The sequence below is a fragment of the Pseudomonadota bacterium genome (assembly GCA_039028155.1).
In the GTDB taxonomy this organism is placed as follows: Bacteria; Pseudomonadota; Alphaproteobacteria; order SP197; family SP197; genus JANQGO01.
Genome location: JBCCIS010000017.1, coordinates 24,191 through 43,670 on the forward strand (window position 1 = coordinate 24,191; position 19,480 = coordinate 43,670).

Below are 19,480 nucleotides of genomic sequence, written 5' to 3' on the forward strand. Positions count from 1 at the left end.
TCGCTTTAGCGATCGTGGGTCGTGCCGTCGACGTTGAACGGTCCGATCTCGTCGTTGGTCGGCGCCGTGAAAATACTGCGCAGGTATCCGGGCGCCAGGACCGACAGCGGGTCGACGCCGACTTCCGGGTCGGCATAAGGCCCTTCGACCTGATAGGTCACGGCAAAGATGCCGCCACCCTCGTCGCCGCCGGTCAGAATGTCGCCGACAATCGGCAAGTCACCCAGGATGCTATTGACGACATAGGCCGGCACCAGCGTACCGTTCAGGCCGAGTGTGTTGTCGGTCAAATCGATATCGCCCTCGACCGTGATCCCGATACCCGGCCCATAGGCTCGTGCGTCATTGATCGTGACTTTATCGTCATGCTTCTCGAAGGGCACTGAGGCACTGTTGAAGACGAGCCCCTCGCCAGACACCGCGTTGGCGATGCTGGTGAAGGACGCCAAGGACAGAATACGCGCCAGAATCGGCGTCTCGGTCATGGTCACGTCATCGATCTGCATGACACCGGTTACCGGCCGACCTGGCGCCGAGTCATCGATGCGCGCGCGGATGTCGATGGTGCCGCCGCGCGCATCGTCGAACAGGTCGAACAACCGCATGGCATCGCCGGCGTCGCCGGCGGTATGGGCGAAACGCCGCTCGTTTTCGTCGTGACGCCAAATGCGCATCGTCATCGGCGCGCCGCCGGCGAGCTGACCGGTCAGATGTAATTCCTCCCACCGGTCGACCTCGTAGTCGGCCTTGATGACGACCGAATCCAAACTGTCATTGTCGCTTAACCACACGCGGTCGATCCGGCCCTCCAGATGAAAGGGCGGGAGCTCCGGCCCGCTCGCCGAGCTCAGATCGTTCATGTAAGGCACCAGGTCGACATCGCCTCCATCGACGGCGATGTTGTATCCGCCGTCGTCGCGGGCCGCGAGAGAGGCGGCAAAATCGTTGCGGCCGAAGGAGACACGTTCGAAACGCAAATGCTGGAGCGCGAGGTCTTCGGGCGACAGCGCGCCGTTTCCTGCGACCGTGACGTCCTCGGTCGCCAGGTTGAGCAATTCAATCAGCACCCCGCCGGTTCCGCGGTCCAACAGGCGCAGCGCGAAGCGTCCGCGCTCGCCTGGCGGTTTGTCCAGGCCGATGGCGGGGAACGCGACATCGGCCGGGGTCAGGTCAACACCGATGTCCCAGGCTATCTCGCCACTCCACGCCTCCACCATGTCGACATCAAGCGGCATCGCGCCGTCGACGTCGACCAGGGACGACACACCCAGCGGATCAAGGGCCTCACGATCGATCGTGCCACTCAGCGACAAGATGCGGCGCGCCTGCCCGTCGGCGACGAAGGCCTGGCTCATGTCCGCCCTGAACGGCACACCGCCCAAGGTCATGTCGACGGCAACGTCCATGCTTGCGTTGTCGGCGCGCAATGTGCCAGTGGCACCTTGAACGCGGATGTCTCGGAAACCTGACGGCAGACCGACACCGCTCAGATCCGCCGACAGTTCGAACGCGATGTCGCTGCTTGAGAGACCGGTCAAGTGCGGCAGAGTAATGTCCAGACGGCCAGTCGCGGTTCCGCTCAACGGTTCGGTGCCCAGATCAAGCTCGTCGCCGACACCAAGGCTTGGATGGGTCCCGATCATGGCTAGATCGTTTGCCGGGCCGTCGAATGCAAAACCGATCGCGGTTTCAGTGTTGGCGCTGAGCGGCGCGATGACGATCTCGCCCGCGCCAACCGTAAGATCGAGCAGTTTGCCACCCTGGGTTTCGGCTACCATACGGTCGTCGGCGATGGTGATGCGGCCGTCGACGCCGCTGATGGGCGGCATGTCACCGTAATAGGTGATCGTCGTGTTCGACACGTCGCCGACAAACCTGAAGTCTTCCAACGGCAAATTCCCGCGGGCGAGATCCTCAAGCCGCCAGTCGAAGTTCAAGACCACGCTGTTGGCCGTGCCGCCGGACAAGTGCTCGACCACCCATTGCCGCGACGACGCGGAGGCCGTAAGCGGCCAATAACCCGGCAACGCGTCGACCGGCAGATTTTCGATCGTCACGTTCAGGTCAAAGACGCTGTCGGAATCCAGTCCATCAAGGAAGGCATCACCCGAAACCAGAGCCTCGTCAGTCACCAAATGGAAGGCGTGCAGCTCGATGTCGCTGAGGCCGCGGCCGACCTCGCCCCGTGCCTCCCCGGTCGAAAAGAGAATGGTGTCGGCAAAGAAACCGGGAAAACTGAGCGACCCGCCACCAGCTTCGACCGCGAACCGGCCGTCCAGAAGGGCCAGATCGCGGTCCAGAGATAGCTGAACGCGCCCTGAGACCGGCGCTTGGATGCCGGCCAGCGGTTCAAGCGACGGCACCGCCTGGGCGAGTTTCTCGATCGGCACCTGCTGCAGGCCCAAATGCGCCATAAGGCGACCGTCATCGCGCCGGTAGACGGCGGAGACGTCGACAGGCACATCGACTTCATCGAGACGCACCATGAGGTCACCGACCAGGCGCAGGTCGTCGCCCTCGTGGCGCATGACGATGTCGGCCTGCGGCGCGTTCCACACGACACCGAGATAAAGGTCATCGACCCACAGATCGGCATCGACGACGCTGACCTGATGAAGATCTTGAAGCGCCGGCAACGCGTTGCCGGCGTCAAGCAGCGCATCCATGATCGCCTCGCCACCCAGCAGGCCTTGGCGATGGTCGATCAGCGCCGCCTCGCTCTCGGCGGTCCGGTCGGCGCTGATATCAAGGGAAACCGCGCCATCGGCGTCGCGCACGACACGAATCCACGGTCGAATGACAGTGGCGTCGATGGGCCGGAACTCGCCGCGCAGCAGCGGCCCCAGGGCCAGGTCGATCGCCACCTCGCGGGCCGCGAACGCGGTCTGGCCGTCAATGCCGACGCCGCGCAAGCCGTAACCTCTGACCTCCAGCGTGCCTTCCCAGTCGCCCCAGGTCAGGACGGCCTGGTCGATGCCCAGGCGGAACGCGCCGTCGTCGCGGTTAAGCGCGGCCTCAAGATAGGGCGTCACGTTGCCGAGCACGATCGGACCCTGAGTCAGCCGCCAAGCCAGCGCGGCCAGCAAGATCACGGCGATGCCGACCAGCGTGCCGAGCAAATGGACGACAAATCGTGTTGAACGGCGGGTCACGATAATTCAGATACCGATTGAATTTTCATCAACTTAGCCGGTTTCCTCTCTTCACGGCGAGTCTCTATGATGGGCGCCATGCACCTGCCCTACCTTGGCGGACTAACCGACCTGCCGAAGCCCGCCGATATGGAGCGTGCTGAACGCGGCCGTCTAGCATGGCATGACGCCGCTGTCGCGGCAGGTCTTGCCGATCACGCCGATGCGTTCGACGCCGATCCGAACGGCCAAGCTCTGATGGCCGCTGTGTTCGGCAATAGTCCCTATCTCTCACGCAGCCTCGAGCGACAACCAGTCCTGCTGACCGAATGGGCCGAAAAGGGCCCCGATCACATCGTGGACGTGGCCCTTGCGAGCCTCTATGACAACCGTCAAGAGCGTCCGGAAGGCATGATGAGCGCGCTTCGTGATGCAAGGCGTAATGTCGCGGTCGCGGTGGCGCTCTCCGATATCACGGGATTGTGGCCACTTGAGCGCATCACGGGCGCGCTCTCTGACTTTGCCGCGGCGGCGATTGACGGCGCCCTGGCGAGCCTGCTGGCCCAGGCCGCGGCGGCAGGCAAGATCGGCTTGACGCACCCCGACGACCCGACGCGCGACAGCGGCTTCATCGTCCTTGGCATGGGCAAGCTGGGCGGTGGCGAGCTGAATTACTCCAGTGATGTCGACCTGATTGTCCTGTGGGACGATGAGCGGCTGCAGGTGGCCGAAAACGAAGCGCCCCAGGCGATCTGCGTCCGCCTGACCCGCAATCTGGTCAAGATGCTGGAGGAACGGACCGCCGACGGTTACGTGCTGCGCACGGACTTGCGGCTCAGGCCTGACCCCGGCGCCACGCCGCTGGCACTGTCGGTCGATGCCGCCGAGCTCTACTACGAGAGCCTGGGCCAGAACTGGGAACGCGCGGCCCTGATCAAGGCGCGGCCGGTAGCCGGCGACGCAACCGCCGGCAACGCGTTTCTCGACCGCTTGACGCCCTTCATCTGGCGCCGTCATTTGGATTTCGCGGCGATCCAGGACATCCATTCAATCAAACGGCAGATCCACGCGCATAAGGGCGGCGGCCAGATTGCCGTCGCCGGGCACAACGTCAAACTGGGCCGCGGCGGCATCCGGGAGATCGAGTTCTTTGCCCAAACCCAGCAGTTGATCTTCGGCGGCCGGGACCGCCGCCTGCGGCCGCGCGCGACCTGCGAGGCGCTCAACGCCCTGGCCCGGGCGACACGCATCGACCGGCAGACCGCCGACGATCTGATCGATGCTTATGGCAAACTGCGTCGCATCGAACATCGTCTGCAGATGATCGAGGACGCGCAAACCCATTCGTTACCCGAGAGCGCGGATGCCCTGGCGGGTTTCGCGACGTTTCTCGGCTATGGCAGTGTCGATGCTTTCGCCGACGATCTGACCGGTATCCTGCGGCGTGTCGAGTCCCACTACGCCGACCTGTTCGAGGAGGCTGAGCCGCTTTCGGGCGGCGGCGATGGTGACGAGGCCGGCAACCTGGTCTTCACCGGCAACGAGGACGACCCGGACACGCTGGCGACGTTGACCCGGATGGGCTTTGCCGACGCCGCCGCCATCGCGGCCGTGGTACGCGGCTGGCACCACGGCAGGGTGCGCGCGACACGCAGCCGCCGGGCCCGTGAGATCCTGACCGAGCTGGTCCCCGATCTGCTGAACGCCTTTGCCGGCGGCGTCAATCCCGATGCCGCGCTCATGCGGTTCAACGAGTTTCTCGACCACCTGCCGGCGGGCGTACAACTATTTTCGCTGTTTCAGAGCAACGCCGGCCTGCTCGCGCTGGTCGCCAACATCATGGGCACCGCGCCGCGCTTGGCCGAGCACTTGGCCCGCACGCCGACCCTGCTGGACCATGTGCTGTCGCCCGACTTTTTCGAGGCGCTACCGGATGCGAGAACCCTGGAGGCCGACGCCACCGCCGAACTTGCCTTGGCGCAAGACGAGGAAGACCTGCTCGACCGGATCCGCCGGTGGACCCACGATCGCGAGTTTCAGCTTGGCGTCCAGCTGCTGCTGGGCAAGGTCACGCCAGGGGACGCCGCGCGTAGCCTTTCTGATTTGACCGATGCGTCGTTGCGCGCCCTGATACCCCATGTCGCCGAGCAGTTCGCCGGTCAACACGGCATGGTACCCGACGGCGGCATGGCGGTTCTGGCGCTCGGCAAGTACGGCAGCCGGGAGCTGAACTTCGGATCCGATCTGGACCTGGTGTTCATCTATGGCACGCGCGGCGACGCCGATGCCTCCGACGGCCCCAAGCCGCTTGCCGCCAGCCAGTACTTTATCCGCCTGTGCCAACGCATGCTGAACGCGCTGACCACCATGACCAATGCCGGGCGTCTGTTCGAGATCGACATGCGGCTGCGCCCCTCAGGCAGCGCCGGGCCTCTGGCGTCGGAGGTCTCCGGTTTCCTGCGCTATCACCGCGACGACGCCTGGACATGGGAGCACCTTGCCCTCACCCGCTCGCGCATCGTGCTGGCGCCCGAATGGCTGGCCCGGGAAATCAATGAAGGCATCCGCGCCAAACTGATGAGCCCGCGCGACGCACCAAGACTTGCCCACCACATTGTCGACATGCGCGCGCGTATTGCCGGCCGTCATCCGCCGCGCGACAGTTTCGACATCAAGTTTTCCGATGGCGGGCTGATCGATCTGGACTTCATCGCGCAGTTTCTGGTGCTGCGTTACGCCGACGCGCATCCCTCCATCATCGCGAACAACTCCGTCGACGTGCTTGAGCGAGCCGTCGAGGCGGGCCTGGTCGACGAAGGCCTGGCGCGCGATCTGATCGCCGCGCGCCAGCGTATGCATGAGGTCCAGGGCATCTTGCGGCTGGCGATGGCGCAGCCTACCGATGAAGCGGAATTCCCGCAGGCGCTGTGCGATATGCTGGTGCGCATGACGGGCGAGGCATCATTCGACGCCCTGCGACAAGAGCTTGAAAACGATCAGGCCCGTGTCAAAGAAACGTTCGAAGATTTGATCACCAACATCGCAGCAACGGAGGACAGCGAATCATGAGCGGCCCCCAACCCGGCGACAAGGCACCCGCCTTCAAGGCACCCACCGACGGTGACGGCACCGTCGACCTGGCCAAACTGAAGGGCCAGAACGTCATCCTTTACTTCTATCCCAAAGATGACACGCCCGGATGCACGAAAGAGGCATGCGCGTTCCGCGATCAACTGCCGGATTTCACCAAGGCCGATGCGGTGATCCTGGGCGTGTCGCGCGACACCGTCAAAAAGCACGACAAATTCAAGGCCAAGTACGACCTGCCCTTCACGCTCATCTCCGACGAAGACGGCGCGATCACCGAGGCCTATGGAACCTGGGTCGAAAAGAGCATGTATGGCCGCACCTACATGGGCATCGAACGCGCGACCTTCCTTATCGACAAGAAGGGCGTCGTGCGCGAGGTCTGGCGTAAGGTGAAGGTCAAGGGTCACTCCGACGCCGTGCTCGAGGCGGTCAAGGAGCTCGCCTGACGGTGTCGACAGGCTACCGTGGCGCCGCGATTGCCGCGCTGCGGACAGGTGAACCGGAGGCGAAGGCGACGGCGGTTCGCGCCATGGCAAAGGACTGGCGCGATGGGAGACGCGAGCCGGGACAGGGAACCCTGCCGGACCGTCCGGCACGCCCCGATCGGCCCGAGTTGACACGGCCCGGCGACATGCCGAAACGCCGCGCGCTCACCACGCGCGCCGGTCAGGTCGCGCTGTTGCACGCCCTCGCCCACATCGAATTCAACGCCATCGATCTTGCCTGCGACCTCGTAGCACGCTTCGACGACATGCCGCCGACTTTCTATGGCGATTGGATCGGCGTTGCCGATGACGAAGCGCGCCACTTTCAGATGCTCAGGCGCCGGCTCCAGGAGCTCGACGCCGATTATGGCGATCTGCCTGCCCATGACGGGCTGTGGCAGGCCGCCGACGACACCCGTGACGACATCCTCGCGCGTCTCGCCGTCGTACCCCTGGTGCTCGAGGCGCGAGGGCTCGACGTGACGCCGGCCATGATCACGCGCCTGAAGCGCGCCGGTGACCACGACAGCGTCGCCATCCTGGAGGTCATCTATCGCGAAGAGATCGACCACGTGGCGGCAGGCAGCCGCTGGTTCACTCATGTCTGCGAACAACGTGGTCTGGACCCCGCGCCGACATGGCGCATGGTCGTCAGAGAGCGTTTCAAGGGTGATCTGAAGCCGCCGTTCAACGATACGGCGCGCCAGGCGGCCGGTCTGCCCAGTGCCTTTTATGAGGCGCTCAGTTCTTCGCCTTCGGTGTGATGCGATAGGCGCAACGTCTGGCACCGGCCAATATGTGGCTGGTACGCTCGACCGTAACCTGGTCGCCAAGGGCGCTCTGAAAAACTTCCAGCTCCGAGCGACACAATCCTTGGCAGACTTTCGCTGCCGCGCAGATAGGACAATGGTTCTCAGCCAGCAGGTAGCTGCCGTCGTCCTCCTTGCGCCACTCCGCCATGTAGCCTTCCTTGCTGCGCAGTTCGACAAGGCCGGCAATGCGCTGCTCGATCGAGCGGCAGCCGTTCAGGCTTTGGCCGTAGGCGTCCTGCATCTCACTCGTGCGCGCGGTGATCAAGCGATCAAGGCCATCGGCGCCGAACAGGTCCTCGATGCTCTTCAGCATGGCGACGGCCAGTTCGCTATGTCCGTCGGGAAAGCGGCCGTTGCCGGTTTCCGTCAGATGCCAGTGACGGGACGGGCGGCCGACACCCGCACGCTCGTCGCGGAACGTGACGAGATCGTCTTCCTGAAGGCGGTAGAGGTGCTGGCGCACGCCCATGGCGGTAATGCCAAGTCGCTCGCCCAGCGCCTGAGCGGTCAATTCGCCCTTGGTCTTCAGCAGGAAAAGGATGCGATCCTGCGTCGGTCGTTGATCACCAGCCATGGCGCTCATGCGATTCGGTCCACAGTAAACCTAGCATTTTCTTTCTAAAGTGTCGAAAACAGCCTGCCAACAACGGATCTAGCGCGTCTTAGTTGGCCTTCCCGGGCTCTGATTCCGATGTCTCGGCGCCAATCCGCGACGCCAGGGCGGCAGAAATGAACGCATCGATATCGCCGTCCAGTACCGCATCGGTGTTGCTGGTTTCAACCCCCGTGCGCAGGTCTTTCACCATGCGGTAGGGCTGCAGCACATAGGAGCGGATCTGATGGCCCCAGCCGATATCCGACTTCTCGGCATTGGCCGCCTGGGCCGCCTCCTCGCGCTCCCTTAGTTCGCGCTCGTAGAGCCTGGAGCGCAGCATCGCCATGGCCTCGGCCCGGTTGCGGTGTTGCGAGCGGTTGTTCTGGCATTGCACGACGATGCCGCTGGGCAAATGGGTCAGGCGAATGGCGCTGTCGGTCTTGTTGACGTGCTGGCCGCCGGCACCGGACGCGCGATAGGTATCGACGCGCAGGTCCTTGTCGTCGATCTCGATCTCGATCGTGTCATCGATGACCGGCGAGATATCGACACTGGCGAAACTGGTATGGCGGCGCGACTGTGAATCATAGGGCGATATGCGCACCAGGCGATGCACGCCGGTCTCCGTCTTCGCCCAACCATAGGCATTGAGCCCGCTGATCTTGACCGTCGCCGACTTGATACCGGCCTCCTCGCCCGCACTTGCCTCCATCGCCTCGACCTTGTAGCCGCGTCGCTCGGCCCAGCGCACGTACATCCTGAGGAGCATCTCGGCCCAGTCCTGGCTTTCGGTGCCACCGGCGCCGGCGTGCACCTCCAGATAACAGTCATTGCCGTCGGCCTCGCCGGACAACAGGCTCTCGACGCGGATCTTGTCCGACTTGGCGGCCAGCGCCTTCAGTGCCTTGACGGCATCTTCGACAAGCTGCTCTTCGCCTTCGGCCTCGGCCAGTTCGGCGAGTTCAATGTTGTCGTTTAGTGCCGTCTCCATCTCGCGCACCGCATCGATCGCGCCGGTCAAGCGCGTGCGTTCGCGCATCACCTTTTGCGCGCGTTCGGGATCGTTCCAAAGCTCTGGGTCTTGAGCGAGATGCTCGATTTCGTCGAGGCGGACTAGGGCATTATCCCAGTCAAAGATGCCTCCGTACGAGCTGGAGGGAAGCTTCGATGCTGGCGCTCAGTTCCTGCATATCGGCACGCATGACGTTCTCCAAAGGCGTTTCGGGCGGCAACCTGACGATGCGCCGCCCTCGCGTCAAGCCTGCTTGTGGGAACACCCTGTGGTTCGCTATGGCGAAGCTCGGTCTAGTAGAGACCGGATGCGTCCAGACTGTCGGCGTGTTCACTGCTGGTCGGGCTGGTGCCATACTTGAATGCCTCGACCAGGACGCGGCTGGTGCCGGCGCCAGGCAAGAGGCCGTTGTCGGCGTCGATGCGGACGAGCTCAAGGCCCGGCGGGATACGGAACGGGATGCCGGGCGTCTCGGCCAAGGCCGCTTCCATGAACGCCTTGAAGATCGGCCCGGCGACCGCGGAGCCAGCCTCGCGCGGGCCGAGCGATTCCGGCTGATCGAACCCGACATAGACGCCGACGACGAGGTCCGGTGAAAAGCCGACGAACCAGGCGTCACGATATTCGTTCGTGGTGCCGGTCTTGCCGCCGAGCGGCTTGCCGATGGTCGAGATGCGCGCACCGGTGCCGCGCAACACGACGCCCTCCAGCAAGGACACCATCTGATAGGCCGTGGTCGCCTCGACCACCTGCTCACGCAGGTCCGGCAGGCGCGGTATCTCGGCACCTTCGTGCCAGACGTCGGCCTGGCACACCAGACAGGTCCGCTCATCGCGCTGCCAGATGGTCAAGCCGTTGCGGTCCTGGATACGTTCGATCAACGAGGGCTCGATGCGCATGCCGCCGTTGACGATCATGCCGTAGGCCGTTGTCATCTGCAGCAGTGTCGTCTCGCCGGCGCCCAACGCCATCGGCAGATAAGGCGGCAGGTCCTCGATCACGCCGAAGCGCGAGGCGTAGTCGGCGATGACATCCATGCCCAACTGGTTGGCCAGGCGCACGGTCATAAGGTTGCGCGACTTCTCAAGCCCCAGGCGCAGGGTCGAGAGCCCATAAAACTCCTGTGTGTAGTTCGCCGGCCGCCAATCGGGCAACCCCTCGCCCTGGGCGAACACGATCGGCGCGTCCTCGACCAGGCTCGCCGGCGTAAAACCGTTGTCGAGGGCCGCCATGTAGACGAATGGCTTGAACGCGGAACCCGGCTGGCGCAACGCCTGGGTCGCACGATTGAACTCACTGTCGGCATAACTGAAGCCGCCTTCCATCGCCAGGATGCGGCCGGTATGCGGATCAAGCGCGATGATCGCGCCGCCGACTTCGGGGATCTGACGCATGGCGAGAAAACGCACGTCATCGCCGCCGTTCCAATCATCCGGCGCGTCGTAGTCGCGCACGCCGATAATGTCGCCGGTGTTCAGCACATCCGAGGCCCGGCTGACGGCGGGGCCCAGGCTGCCGTCTTCCTGCACCCGGCGCGCCCAGGTCAGATAGCTCGACGGAATATAGCCGGTCGTGCCGTCGGCAAGCCCTATGGTCGCGCCGGCGCTGTCGGCTTCCAGAACGACGCCCTTGAACCACGGCGCCAACGCTTCCGGCTCCTCATAGGCGGCAAGCCGCTCGGCCCAATCGTCGCCTAGTTCCATGGTGTCGAAGGGACCGCGCCAACCGTGCCGGCGGTCATACTCGGCAAGGCCGTCGCGCAATACCGTGCGCGCGATATCCTGCAGCCAGGGATCGATGGTGGAGCGCACATAGAGCCCGCCTTCATAGAGCGCGTCGGTACCATAGAGCTCGACAATCTGGCGGCGGATGTCCTCGGTCGCGTAATCGGCGACAGCGATGTCGGCGGCCTCGCGTGGATGGACTTCGAGCGGTTCGCTCTGGGCCGCGGCAGCCTCGGCGCGGGTGATCAAGCCGTCGGCGAACATGCGCGCGATGACCCAGTCGCGTCGGGTCTTGGCTTCTGCCGTGCGGTTAATCGGATGGTAGTTGTTGGGCGCTTTCGGCAACGCCGCCAGGTAGGCCGCTTCGGCGATGGTCAATTCGTCGAGCGGTTTGTCGAAATAGGCAAGTGCTGCCGCGGCGACGCCATAGGCGCCGTAACCCAGATAAATCTCGTTGAGATAGAGCTCGAGAATGCGTTCCTTGCTCAACGCCTCCTCGATGCGGAACGCCAGGATGGCTTCCTTGATCTTGCGTTCGATCGAGACCTCGTTGGTCAACAGGAAGTTCTTGGCAACCTGCTGGGTGATGGTCGATGCGCCCTGCATGCGCCGGTCTTCGCCGAGGTTGCGCAGGTTGACGATGGCCGCGCGAACGACGCCCAGAGGATCGACACCGCGATGCTCGTAGAAGTGCTGGTCCTCGGCCGCAAGGAACGCGTCGATGACCCGCTGAGGAATCGCTTCGATCGGAACGAACACGCGTTGCTGAATGGCGTACTCCGCCATCAGGCGCCCGTCGCCGGCATAGACGCGCGTGGCGACCGGCGGTTCGTAGTCCGCGAGCTGCCGGTATTCCGGCAGGTCGCGTCCGTATTCATAGAAAATGTACGCAACAACGGCGACCGCCGCCACAACGCCAAGCGTTAGCAGCCCGAACAGCCAAACAAGGGCACGTAGCACGCGAGATCGGCGTTGTTTTGCCAAATATCGTCTCCAGGGCCGCCCGACTATGGCTCCGAATTATGGCGCGGATGGGACACCCAGCTTAAGTCCCGCCGTCACACATTCATGCAATATGCGACACCGTTAACCTTCTCTTAGCGTGAAGTCGAGCAAGATTCACGCTGTTGATTCAGCTGGAAGCGCGGTCTGCTCTACCCATAGATGGCGAGCGGATTCACACGTTTAGGTGGAACCTTCAGCCGGTTCCGCCCAAACACGATCCGCTCTAGTAGCCGCCGTCTTGGAAGTGGACGTCGATCGCCGCGGTGATGGCCGACATGAAATCACGACGATAGGACTCGGTTTTCAGTTTCGATTCCTCGTCGGCGTTCGACATGTAGCCCAGCTCGACCAACACAGACGGAACATCCGGCGCCTTCAAGACACGGAACCCGGCGAAGCGGTGCGCGTTCGAACGCAGCTTCACAAAACTCTGTAACTGCGCGGTCAGAAGGCGCGCGAATTGCGCAGACGCGTTGGTCGTCTCGCGCTGGGCAAGATCGATCAGGATATCTGTCGTCAACGGGTCATAGGCGACGTTGACAAAGTCGACGCCGGCAATCAGGTCGGCCTTGTTTTCCTTAGCCGCAAGGGCGGCGGCCTCATCGTCGGATGCCGTTTCCGAAAGCGTGTAGACGCCGGCGCCGCGCATGCTTGAGTCATCCATGCTGTCGGCGTGGACCGAGATGAACAGATCGGCACCGGAGGCGCGCGCTATCTCGACGCGTTCGGCAAGCCGCAGGAAGATATCGCTGTCGCGCGTCAGGACCACGGTGTAACGGCCTGTCGCCTCGAGCTGGCGTTTCAGTTCGCGCGCGGCGTCCAGAACAATGTCCTTCTCGTAGATCCCGCTGTGACCGATTGCGCCGGGGTCAACACCGCCATGACCAGGATCGACAACGATGACAAACCTGTCAGGATTCGGTTTGACGCCAGGCAACGGCGGACCGTCATAGACCGGCACATCGAATGTGCTTTCCGGAACCTGGACGCTCGTCTGCTGAATGTCGACGACCGGCTCGGGCACCACGCCCGGCTCCTCTTGGGCGGCGACAAGGTCGAGGACGAAGCGGTAGCTGAAGCTGGCCGAGGGCTCCAGGATGAAAACGCGTTGCACGCTGACCGGCCCGCTGACGTCGAGCACGATGCGGGATCGACCGGGCTCGAACGGACCGAAGCGGAAACCGTCAATCAGGCCGGTCGAGACCTGCTGCGACTGTTCGGGGATCTGCCACGCCACCTCAGGCAGGTCGATGACCACCCGATAGGGATTTTCAAGAGTCGAAATCTGGTAGTCGACCGCGGTGCTGACATCCAGCACGAACCGCGTCGCTTCGGCGTTCACGCCGGTCCTGACCCCGATCACCTGGGTCTCGGCCGCGCGCGCCACGTCGACCGCCAGGAAGGCCGTCACCGCCAAAGCCAGCGCCGCCAAGCCGCACCGTGTGGGCCATTGACGCCAAGAACTAACGGTTGTCCGCCGGGCTTGCCGCATACTAGAATGTCTCTGTCGCTGAACCGTCGCTTTTATCATTGCCTCTATGGCATTGATAGAAATGGGTAAAAAGCGACCCTATAGAATCACGATCTGCGCGCCACGGCAAGTCTTGGCGTGCACCCTGACTAAAGGATTCAGGTGGAACCCCGAATTTTGACACCGAAATCGACATCCGGAACCAGCCATCCACCCACCGGTCATGCCGGCTGTGGACAAGGCCGGCCGGCCCTCGGTTTTGCGGCCATTTCTGGGGTTTCGCACGCAACCGCGACGGCCCCAAGACGGCGCGACTTGATCGCCGCCGTCCCGGTCGTCCCCGACCACAGGACCTTACATGACACGACGTATGTTGATCGACGCCGGCCACCGGGAAGAGACCCGGGTCGTCGTCGCAGATGGACAGGAGCTCCAAGAATTTGACGTTGAATCGTCAAGCAAATCGCAGCTTAAAGGGAACATCTATCTCGCCAAGGTAACCCGTGTCGAACCGTCGCTTCAGGCGGCGTTCGTCGACTATGGCGGCAACCGCCACGGCTTTCTGGCGTTCAGCGAGATCCATCCCGACTACTTCCAGATCCCGGTTTCCGATCGCGAAGCGCTGGCCGCCGAACAGGCGCGCCTTGTTGATGAAGCGCGCGACGCCGACGAAAACGAAGCCGACGAAGAGGCCGCCGCCGATGAGGCAGCCGACAATAACGACGATGCCGAAGATTTGAACGACGATGACAGCGCCGACGCAGCCGCCGGCGATGCCGATGACGACAGTGACGACGCCGATGATGAACCGGCCGCCGAAGCCGAAGGTGGCGACACCGGCGACGACACGGACGACACGGACGACACCGACGACACGGGCGACAAACAGGACGACGACGAAACCGGCGCTGAACAAACCGACGGCGACGAAGCCGAGACATCAAAGGACGACGAGAAGCCGGTCGAAGCCCGAAGCGAAAAACCGAAACGGCGGCCGCGCCGTCGCCGCCGCCAGACCAACGACGACGATCACGGCGATGATCGCGAGCAGGTGGCGCGTCGCGAAGCAATTCTGAAGCGCGGCTACAAGATCCAGGAAGTCATCAAGCGTCGCCAGATCCTGCTGGTTCAGGTCGTCAAGGAAGAGCGCGGCAACAAAGGCGCGGCGCTTACGACCTATATGTCGATCGCCGGACGTTATTGCGTCTTGATGCCGAACACACCGCGCGGCGGTGGCATCTCGCGCAAGATTGCCGACCCGCAGCAGCGCCGACGCCTCAAAGCCATCGCCCAGGACCTGAACGTGCCAGAGGGCACCGGCCTTATCATCCGCACCGCCGGCATGGGCCGCACTAAAGCCGAGATCAAGCGCGACTTCACCGGCCTCCTCAAGCAGTGGGAGAGCATCCGCGAAGAGACGCTGAAATCGTCAGCGCCGATGCTGATCTATGAAGAGGCCAACATCATCAAGCGCGCCATCCGCGACCTCTACACCAAGGATGTCGACGAGGTGCTGGTCGAGGGCGACGAAGGCTACAAAATGGCCAAGTCCTATATGCGCCTGTTGATGCCGAGCCACGCCAAGCGCGTGCAGCAGTACACCGAAGCGGTGCCGCTGTTCCACAAGTTCAACGTCGAACACAAGCTCGACGCCATGCATAGCCCGATCGTGCAGTTGAAGTCCGGCGGCTACATCGTCATCAACCCGACCGAGGCGCTCGTCGCCATCGACATCAACTCCGGGCGCTCGACCAAGGAGCGCAATATCGAGGAGACCGCGCTGAAGACGAACAGCGAGGCGGCCGTCGAGATCGCCCGCCAGCTGCGCCTGCGCGACCTCGCCGGTTTGATCGTGATCGACTTCATCGACATGGATGAAGGCCGTAACGAACGCGCCGTCGAACGCAAACTGAAAGAGGCGCTGAAGAGCGACCGCGCCCGCATCCAGGTCGGGCGCATCAGTTCGTTCGGTCTGCTGGAACTGTCACGTCAGCGCTTGCGGCCCAGCCTGCATGAGGCGCTGAGCGATATCTGCCCCCATTGCGGCGGAAGCGGTTTCGTACGCTCGATCGGATCGACCGCGTTGCACGTCCTGCGCGGCATCGAACAGGAAGGCATGCAACAGCGTTCCCAGTCGATCCGCGTTCAGGTGCCGACGGAAGTCGCGCTCTATCTGCTGAACGACAAACGCCCGTCCCTGATCGAGATCGAACAGCGCTACGACATGACGGTGCTGGTCGAGCGCGACGAGGATCTGGTGCCGCCCGACTTCCGGGTCGAAACGGTGGTGCCGCGCACGGACGGACAACCGATCGAATTGCTGGCCGGCTCAGAAGCGGGCGCGCAGGAGAGCGATGACCGAGCCGATGCCGATGACGCCGACGGTGAGGACGGCGGCAGGCGCCGCAAACGCCGGCGCAAGTCCAGACGGCGGCGCGGCGGCGACAACGAGCGTGACGGTGCGAACGCGGCTGGTGACGATAACGCCGCCAGTGACGAGGACGGCTCAAAGGCCAAGTCCGAGCGTGACGACGAGGAAGGCGGCGAAGGCCGCAAACGACGCCGGCGCGGCAAACGCGGCGGCCGCCGTCGACGCGGACGTGGCGAGGCCGCCGCGGCCGAGCCAGGCGAAGCCGGTGCCGAAGACGCCGTCCAGGGGGACAGCAACGCGTCTGCTGCCAGCGAGAGCACCGACGCTGGCGAAGCGACTGCCTCACCCGACGGTGCTTCTGGCGACGACGAGGCGAAGCCGGAGAAGAAAAAACGCCGCTCCCGCGCCAAGTCGAAGGCCAAGAAAGCGAGCGAGGCCGAGGGCGGCGATGATGATGCGCCGACGCCCCCCGAAGACACCGGCGAACCGGCCGACGACAAGGGCAAAGTGGAGCCGACACCAGCTGCCGAAACGCCGGCCCATGATGACGAGACCGTTCCGGTCGCGGCGTCTGGTGGCGACGACACCGTGACCACTGCGCCCGGCGGCAACAATGGCGGCGGACCGGTGCGCGAGCCCGACCCGACACCGGACGAAGCCGCCGAGACAACGCGCTCCGGCCCGCCGCGGCGCGGTTGGTGGCAAAAGATCGTTCGTTAGAGCTCTGCCGCTTACACGCCAACACGTCCCCCTCTCCCCAACGAGGGAGAGGGCCGGGGTGAGAGCGCAGCGCGCGATAGCGCGCGTGGACAACCGGCGCCGGCGTATCCCGAGCACGTGCCCCGCACCCTGCTTCGGCTAGGACGCTCGCGCGCCCAAGCCTGCGTATCCCTCTCCCTCAAGGAGCGAGGGAAACCAGGATGACTCGGCTGGACTGAGATGTTACCGCCGAAGTTGACTGGGCAGCCACGCCACGAGGCGATTGGCTGCCTCGTCAATGTCCGCCGTCGGACCGGAGAACGAGATCCGGATCGACTGGCGGCCGCGCAGCGGGTCGAAGTCGATACCGGGCGTCATCGCGACGCCCGTCGCGTCCAGGATCTGCTCGCACAGGACTTCGCTGTCATCGGCCAAATGGGCGGTATCGGCGTAGATGTAAAAGGCGCCGTCAGCCTGGCTCAAGCGGTCGAGACCGGCCTTGGGCAACCGGTCGAGCAGCAGTTCCCGGTTCTCGCGGTAGACGGCGACGTTGCCACGCAGCTCGTCATGGCAGTCGAAGGCGGCGACGGCCGCGAACTGCGAGAGCGTCGGTGGCGAGATGAAGAAGTTCTGCGCCAGACGCTCGATCGGTTTCTGCAGGTCTTCGGGCACGACCATCCAACCGACACGCCAGCCCGTCATGGAGAAATACTTCGAGAAGCTGTTGATGACGACAGCGTCGGCGTTCAAGCCAACCGCCGTCGTCGCATCAAAGTCGAACGCTATCCCGTGATAGATCTCGTCGGATATCAGCCGGATCCCGTGGGCCGCGCAATAGTCGCACAGCGCCACCATGCCGGCACGGTCGATCATGGTGCCGGTGGGGTTGGAGGGGCTGGCGATGATCAGGCCGTCCAGCTTTCCCTGATACGCCTCCAGCATGGCGACCGTCGGCTGATAGCGTGTCTCGTGGTCGACTGGCAAACCGACGGCTTCAATGCCCAGTGCACTCAGGATGTTCCGGTAGCAGGGGTAACCCGGCTCGGCGATGGCAACGCGGTCGCCGACATCGAAGGCGGCGAGAAAAGCCAACACGAACCCGCCTGACGACCCCGTGGTGACAACGATGTGTTCGCTCGGCACATGGACACCGTAGTTGTCCTGATAGTGACGCGCGATCGCCGCACGCAGCGGCTCGATGCCGAGGGCGACCGTGTAGCCCAGCCGCTCATCGTCAATAACCCGTTGCGCGGCCTGCCGTACACCGCGCGGCGCCGGCGTACCGGGCTGGCCGACTTCCAGGTGCAAGACGTCCCTGCCCGACGCCAGCCGCTCGGCGGCGGCGCGCATCACCTCCATGACATAGAACGGCGGTACGCTGCCGCGCTTGGAGACCTTGATCGCCATGGTCAGTCCCAATCAGCCCAAAAGCTGCCAATATCAGACAGGCTCAGGCAGCGTCAGCCGCCAACCGCAAGACCGAAGCCGCGGGGATCGTTCACGAAGCTGCAGCTGCCTGGGTTACTGCGCACGCCGCCTGGACAATAAATCGCGTTGACCCGCCCAAGCTCCGGGAACGAGCGCAATTCGTACCCCCGGGCAATGAGGGTATCGAGCGTGCTCTGCGGTATCGCTTCCTCGACGATGGCGACGTCGGGCAAGCCGGGGTCGAAGACCCTGGGCGCATCGATGGCTTCGGCCAATGACATATCTGCCTGCATGATGCCGGCGGTAACGGTCGCCATGACCGGGCCTGCGACAATGCCGCCCGATGTCGCACCGACAAAAATCACATCTTGCGTGTTCTCGTTCACCATCAGGGCCGGCATCAACGACATGCCGTTACCCCATCCCTCGCCGGGTCTGGCCGCCAGAACGATACCGGTGCCCGGTGCCACGCGCCCGTTGCCGAACAGGCTGTTCATGGTGAAGACGCAGGACGCCGCGTTGCCGAACGCATCGACGGCGGAAACACTGGTCGATGCCGGGTTTTCCTGCAGCGGCGTCGGCGCTGCCGGCAGTTCGCCGATCGGCGTGGCCGCGCCAGGGCTGTAGCTCGACATCAACAGGTCGACGATCGCCGGGTCGGGCGGCGCGTCCGGCGCCATCGTCCGCGCGACGGCGGCACGCAGCGAGGTCGCCGCTTGAAGGTGCGCCCGGGCAGCCGGATCCGACTGGGCGAAAAGATCGCCCTCGTCATACATCGACCAGACCCACAGGCTCGTCGCGCCTGCATCGAAGCCGGGTCCGGGCACGCGCAGCGGCGCTTCCGCGCCGAAAATCGCCTGCGGCACGGCGACGCTATAGGTCTCGCGCCACTGTGGCCGATAGTTGCGCATGTCCTCGAGCGTGATGCGGTTGCCGACTGACTGCACGGCTTCCACGAACTGTGCGGCGCCCAGGCTGGTGTAGAAATCGCCAGCGCCGCGGGTGCGGATATAGGTCAGCATGGCGCTCAAATCGAGCTGGATCAGGTCGTCGCCCTCACGCAGCAGCCTGCCATCAGGCCCGGTAAAGACAGCATAGGCGCCGGGATCCTCGATCAGCGCGTCGCCGACCAAGGAGAGATCGCGCGCCAGAGCCCGCGAGACCGGGTGGCCGAACCGCGCCATGCGCTCGGCCGGCGTGATCAGATCGGTCCATGCCAGGACGCCCATTTCCGCGTGCAATACAGCCATCCCGCGCACGGCGCCGGGGATCATCGTGGGCCGCAACTCGCCTTCCGGCGAGGCGGCCGGCATAGCGTCACGGAAATCAATCAATCGTGCCTGATTTTCGCCTTGTGTGTAGGCGATACACGCACCACCTGCGGCCAGAGAGGAGGCCGCCGGATAGGTCACGGCGCTGGCAAAGAAGTAGGCCACAACCGCATCCGCGGCGCTGCCGCCAGCCGCCAGGGTCGAGCGTGCAACGAGAACGGCGCGCGGCTCATCGCCGGCGACGCCACCGAAGAAACCCTCGACGATGGGCACGCCCTCGGTAACGTCATCGTCAAAGCCGTCCAAGGAGTCGCAACCGATGAGCGTTGCCGAGACCAGCAAAACCGCCGCACAATGGCGGATCATGCGTGGTATTGTCACAGCAT

The 19,480-nt window shown here is 64.0% G+C and carries 11 protein-coding genes; 4 read left to right on the forward strand and 7 right to left on the reverse strand.

All coding sequences use genetic code 11. The features are described 5' to 3' along the window. Positions 1-5: 5 nt before the first annotated feature. On the reverse strand, positions 6-3,152 hold the full coding sequence (locus AAF563_11145) for an AsmA-like C-terminal domain-containing protein (protein MEM7121824.1): 3,147 nt from the start codon (positions 3,150-3,152) through the stop codon (positions 6-8). A 78-nt stretch (positions 3,153-3,230) separates the two neighbouring features. On the opposite strand from AAF563_11145, the gene AAF563_11150 reads away from it, so the two are divergent. The 3 genes from AAF563_11150 to AAF563_11160 are packed head-to-tail and all read left to right on the forward strand — an operon-like array spanning position 3,231 to position 7,470. After that, the gene (locus tag AAF563_11150) at positions 3,231-6,200 is read left to right on the forward strand and encodes a bifunctional [glutamine synthetase] adenylyltransferase/[glutamine synthetase]-adenylyl-L-tyrosine phosphorylase (protein MEM7121825.1); all 2,970 of its coding nucleotides are present in this window, start codon (positions 3,231-3,233) and stop codon (positions 6,198-6,200) included. Next, the gene (bcp, locus tag AAF563_11155) at positions 6,197-6,667 is read left to right on the forward strand and encodes a thioredoxin-dependent thiol peroxidase (GenBank protein MEM7121826.1); all 471 of its coding nucleotides are present in this window, start codon (positions 6,197-6,199) and stop codon (positions 6,665-6,667) included. Before AAF563_11150 ends, bcp begins: the two co-directional genes overlap by 4 nt. Positions 6,668-6,669: 2 nt before the next feature. After that, on the forward strand, positions 6,670-7,470 hold the full coding sequence (locus tag AAF563_11160) for a ferritin-like domain-containing protein (GenBank protein MEM7121827.1): 801 nt from the start codon (positions 6,670-6,672) through the stop codon (positions 7,468-7,470). On the opposite strand, the gene AAF563_11165 is transcribed toward AAF563_11160, so the two are convergent. The 4 genes from AAF563_11165 to AAF563_11180 form a co-directional block, all read right to left on the reverse strand. Beyond that, complete coding sequence (locus AAF563_11165) at positions 7,448-8,101, reverse strand: metalloregulator ArsR/SmtB family transcription factor (protein MEM7121828.1); 654 nt, start codon at positions 8,099-8,101, stop codon at positions 7,448-7,450. The genes AAF563_11160 and AAF563_11165 overlap by 23 nt on opposite strands. A 79-nt stretch (positions 8,102-8,180) precedes the next feature. Then, positions 8,181-9,315, reverse strand: a protein-coding gene (gene prfB / locus AAF563_11170) for a peptide chain release factor 2 (protein MEM7121829.1) whose coding sequence is annotated in 2 segments (ribosomal slippage) — positions 8,181-9,245 and positions 9,247-9,315 — 1,134 coding nt in all. Because the reading frame shifts where the segments join, the coding sequence is not laid out codon by codon here. A 103-nt stretch (positions 9,316-9,418) separates the two neighbouring features. Continuing rightward, positions 9,419-11,809, reverse strand: a complete 2,391-nt coding sequence (locus tag AAF563_11175; protein MEM7121830.1) for a penicillin-binding protein 1A — start codon at positions 11,807-11,809, stop codon at positions 9,419-9,421. A 268-nt stretch (positions 11,810-12,077) separates the two neighbouring features. Beyond that, positions 12,078-13,286 (reverse strand): N-acetylmuramoyl-L-alanine amidase, encoded by a 1,209-nt coding sequence (locus AAF563_11180; protein ID MEM7121831.1) that lies wholly within the window; start codon positions 13,284-13,286, stop codon positions 12,078-12,080. A gap of 397 nt (positions 13,287-13,683) precedes the next feature. On the opposite strand from AAF563_11180, the gene AAF563_11185 reads away from it, so the two are divergent. Next, positions 13,684-16,416, forward strand: coding sequence for an Rne/Rng family ribonuclease (locus AAF563_11185; protein MEM7121832.1), 2,733 nt, complete (start codon positions 13,684-13,686; stop codon positions 16,414-16,416). 222 nt (positions 16,417-16,638) lie between these two features. Here AAF563_11185 and AAF563_11190 read toward each other — a convergent pair whose 3' ends face one another. Then, entirely contained in the window at positions 16,639-17,802 is a 1,164-nt protein-coding gene (locus tag AAF563_11190) for a pyridoxal phosphate-dependent aminotransferase (protein MEM7121833.1), read from the reverse strand. A gap of 53 nt (positions 17,803-17,855) precedes the next feature. After that, a complete protein-coding gene (locus tag AAF563_11195; GenBank protein ID MEM7121834.1) occupies positions 17,856-19,460 on the reverse strand; it encodes a gamma-glutamyltransferase in 1,605 nt (534 codons plus the stop codon). Between the last annotated feature and the right edge of the window lie 20 nt (positions 19,461-19,480).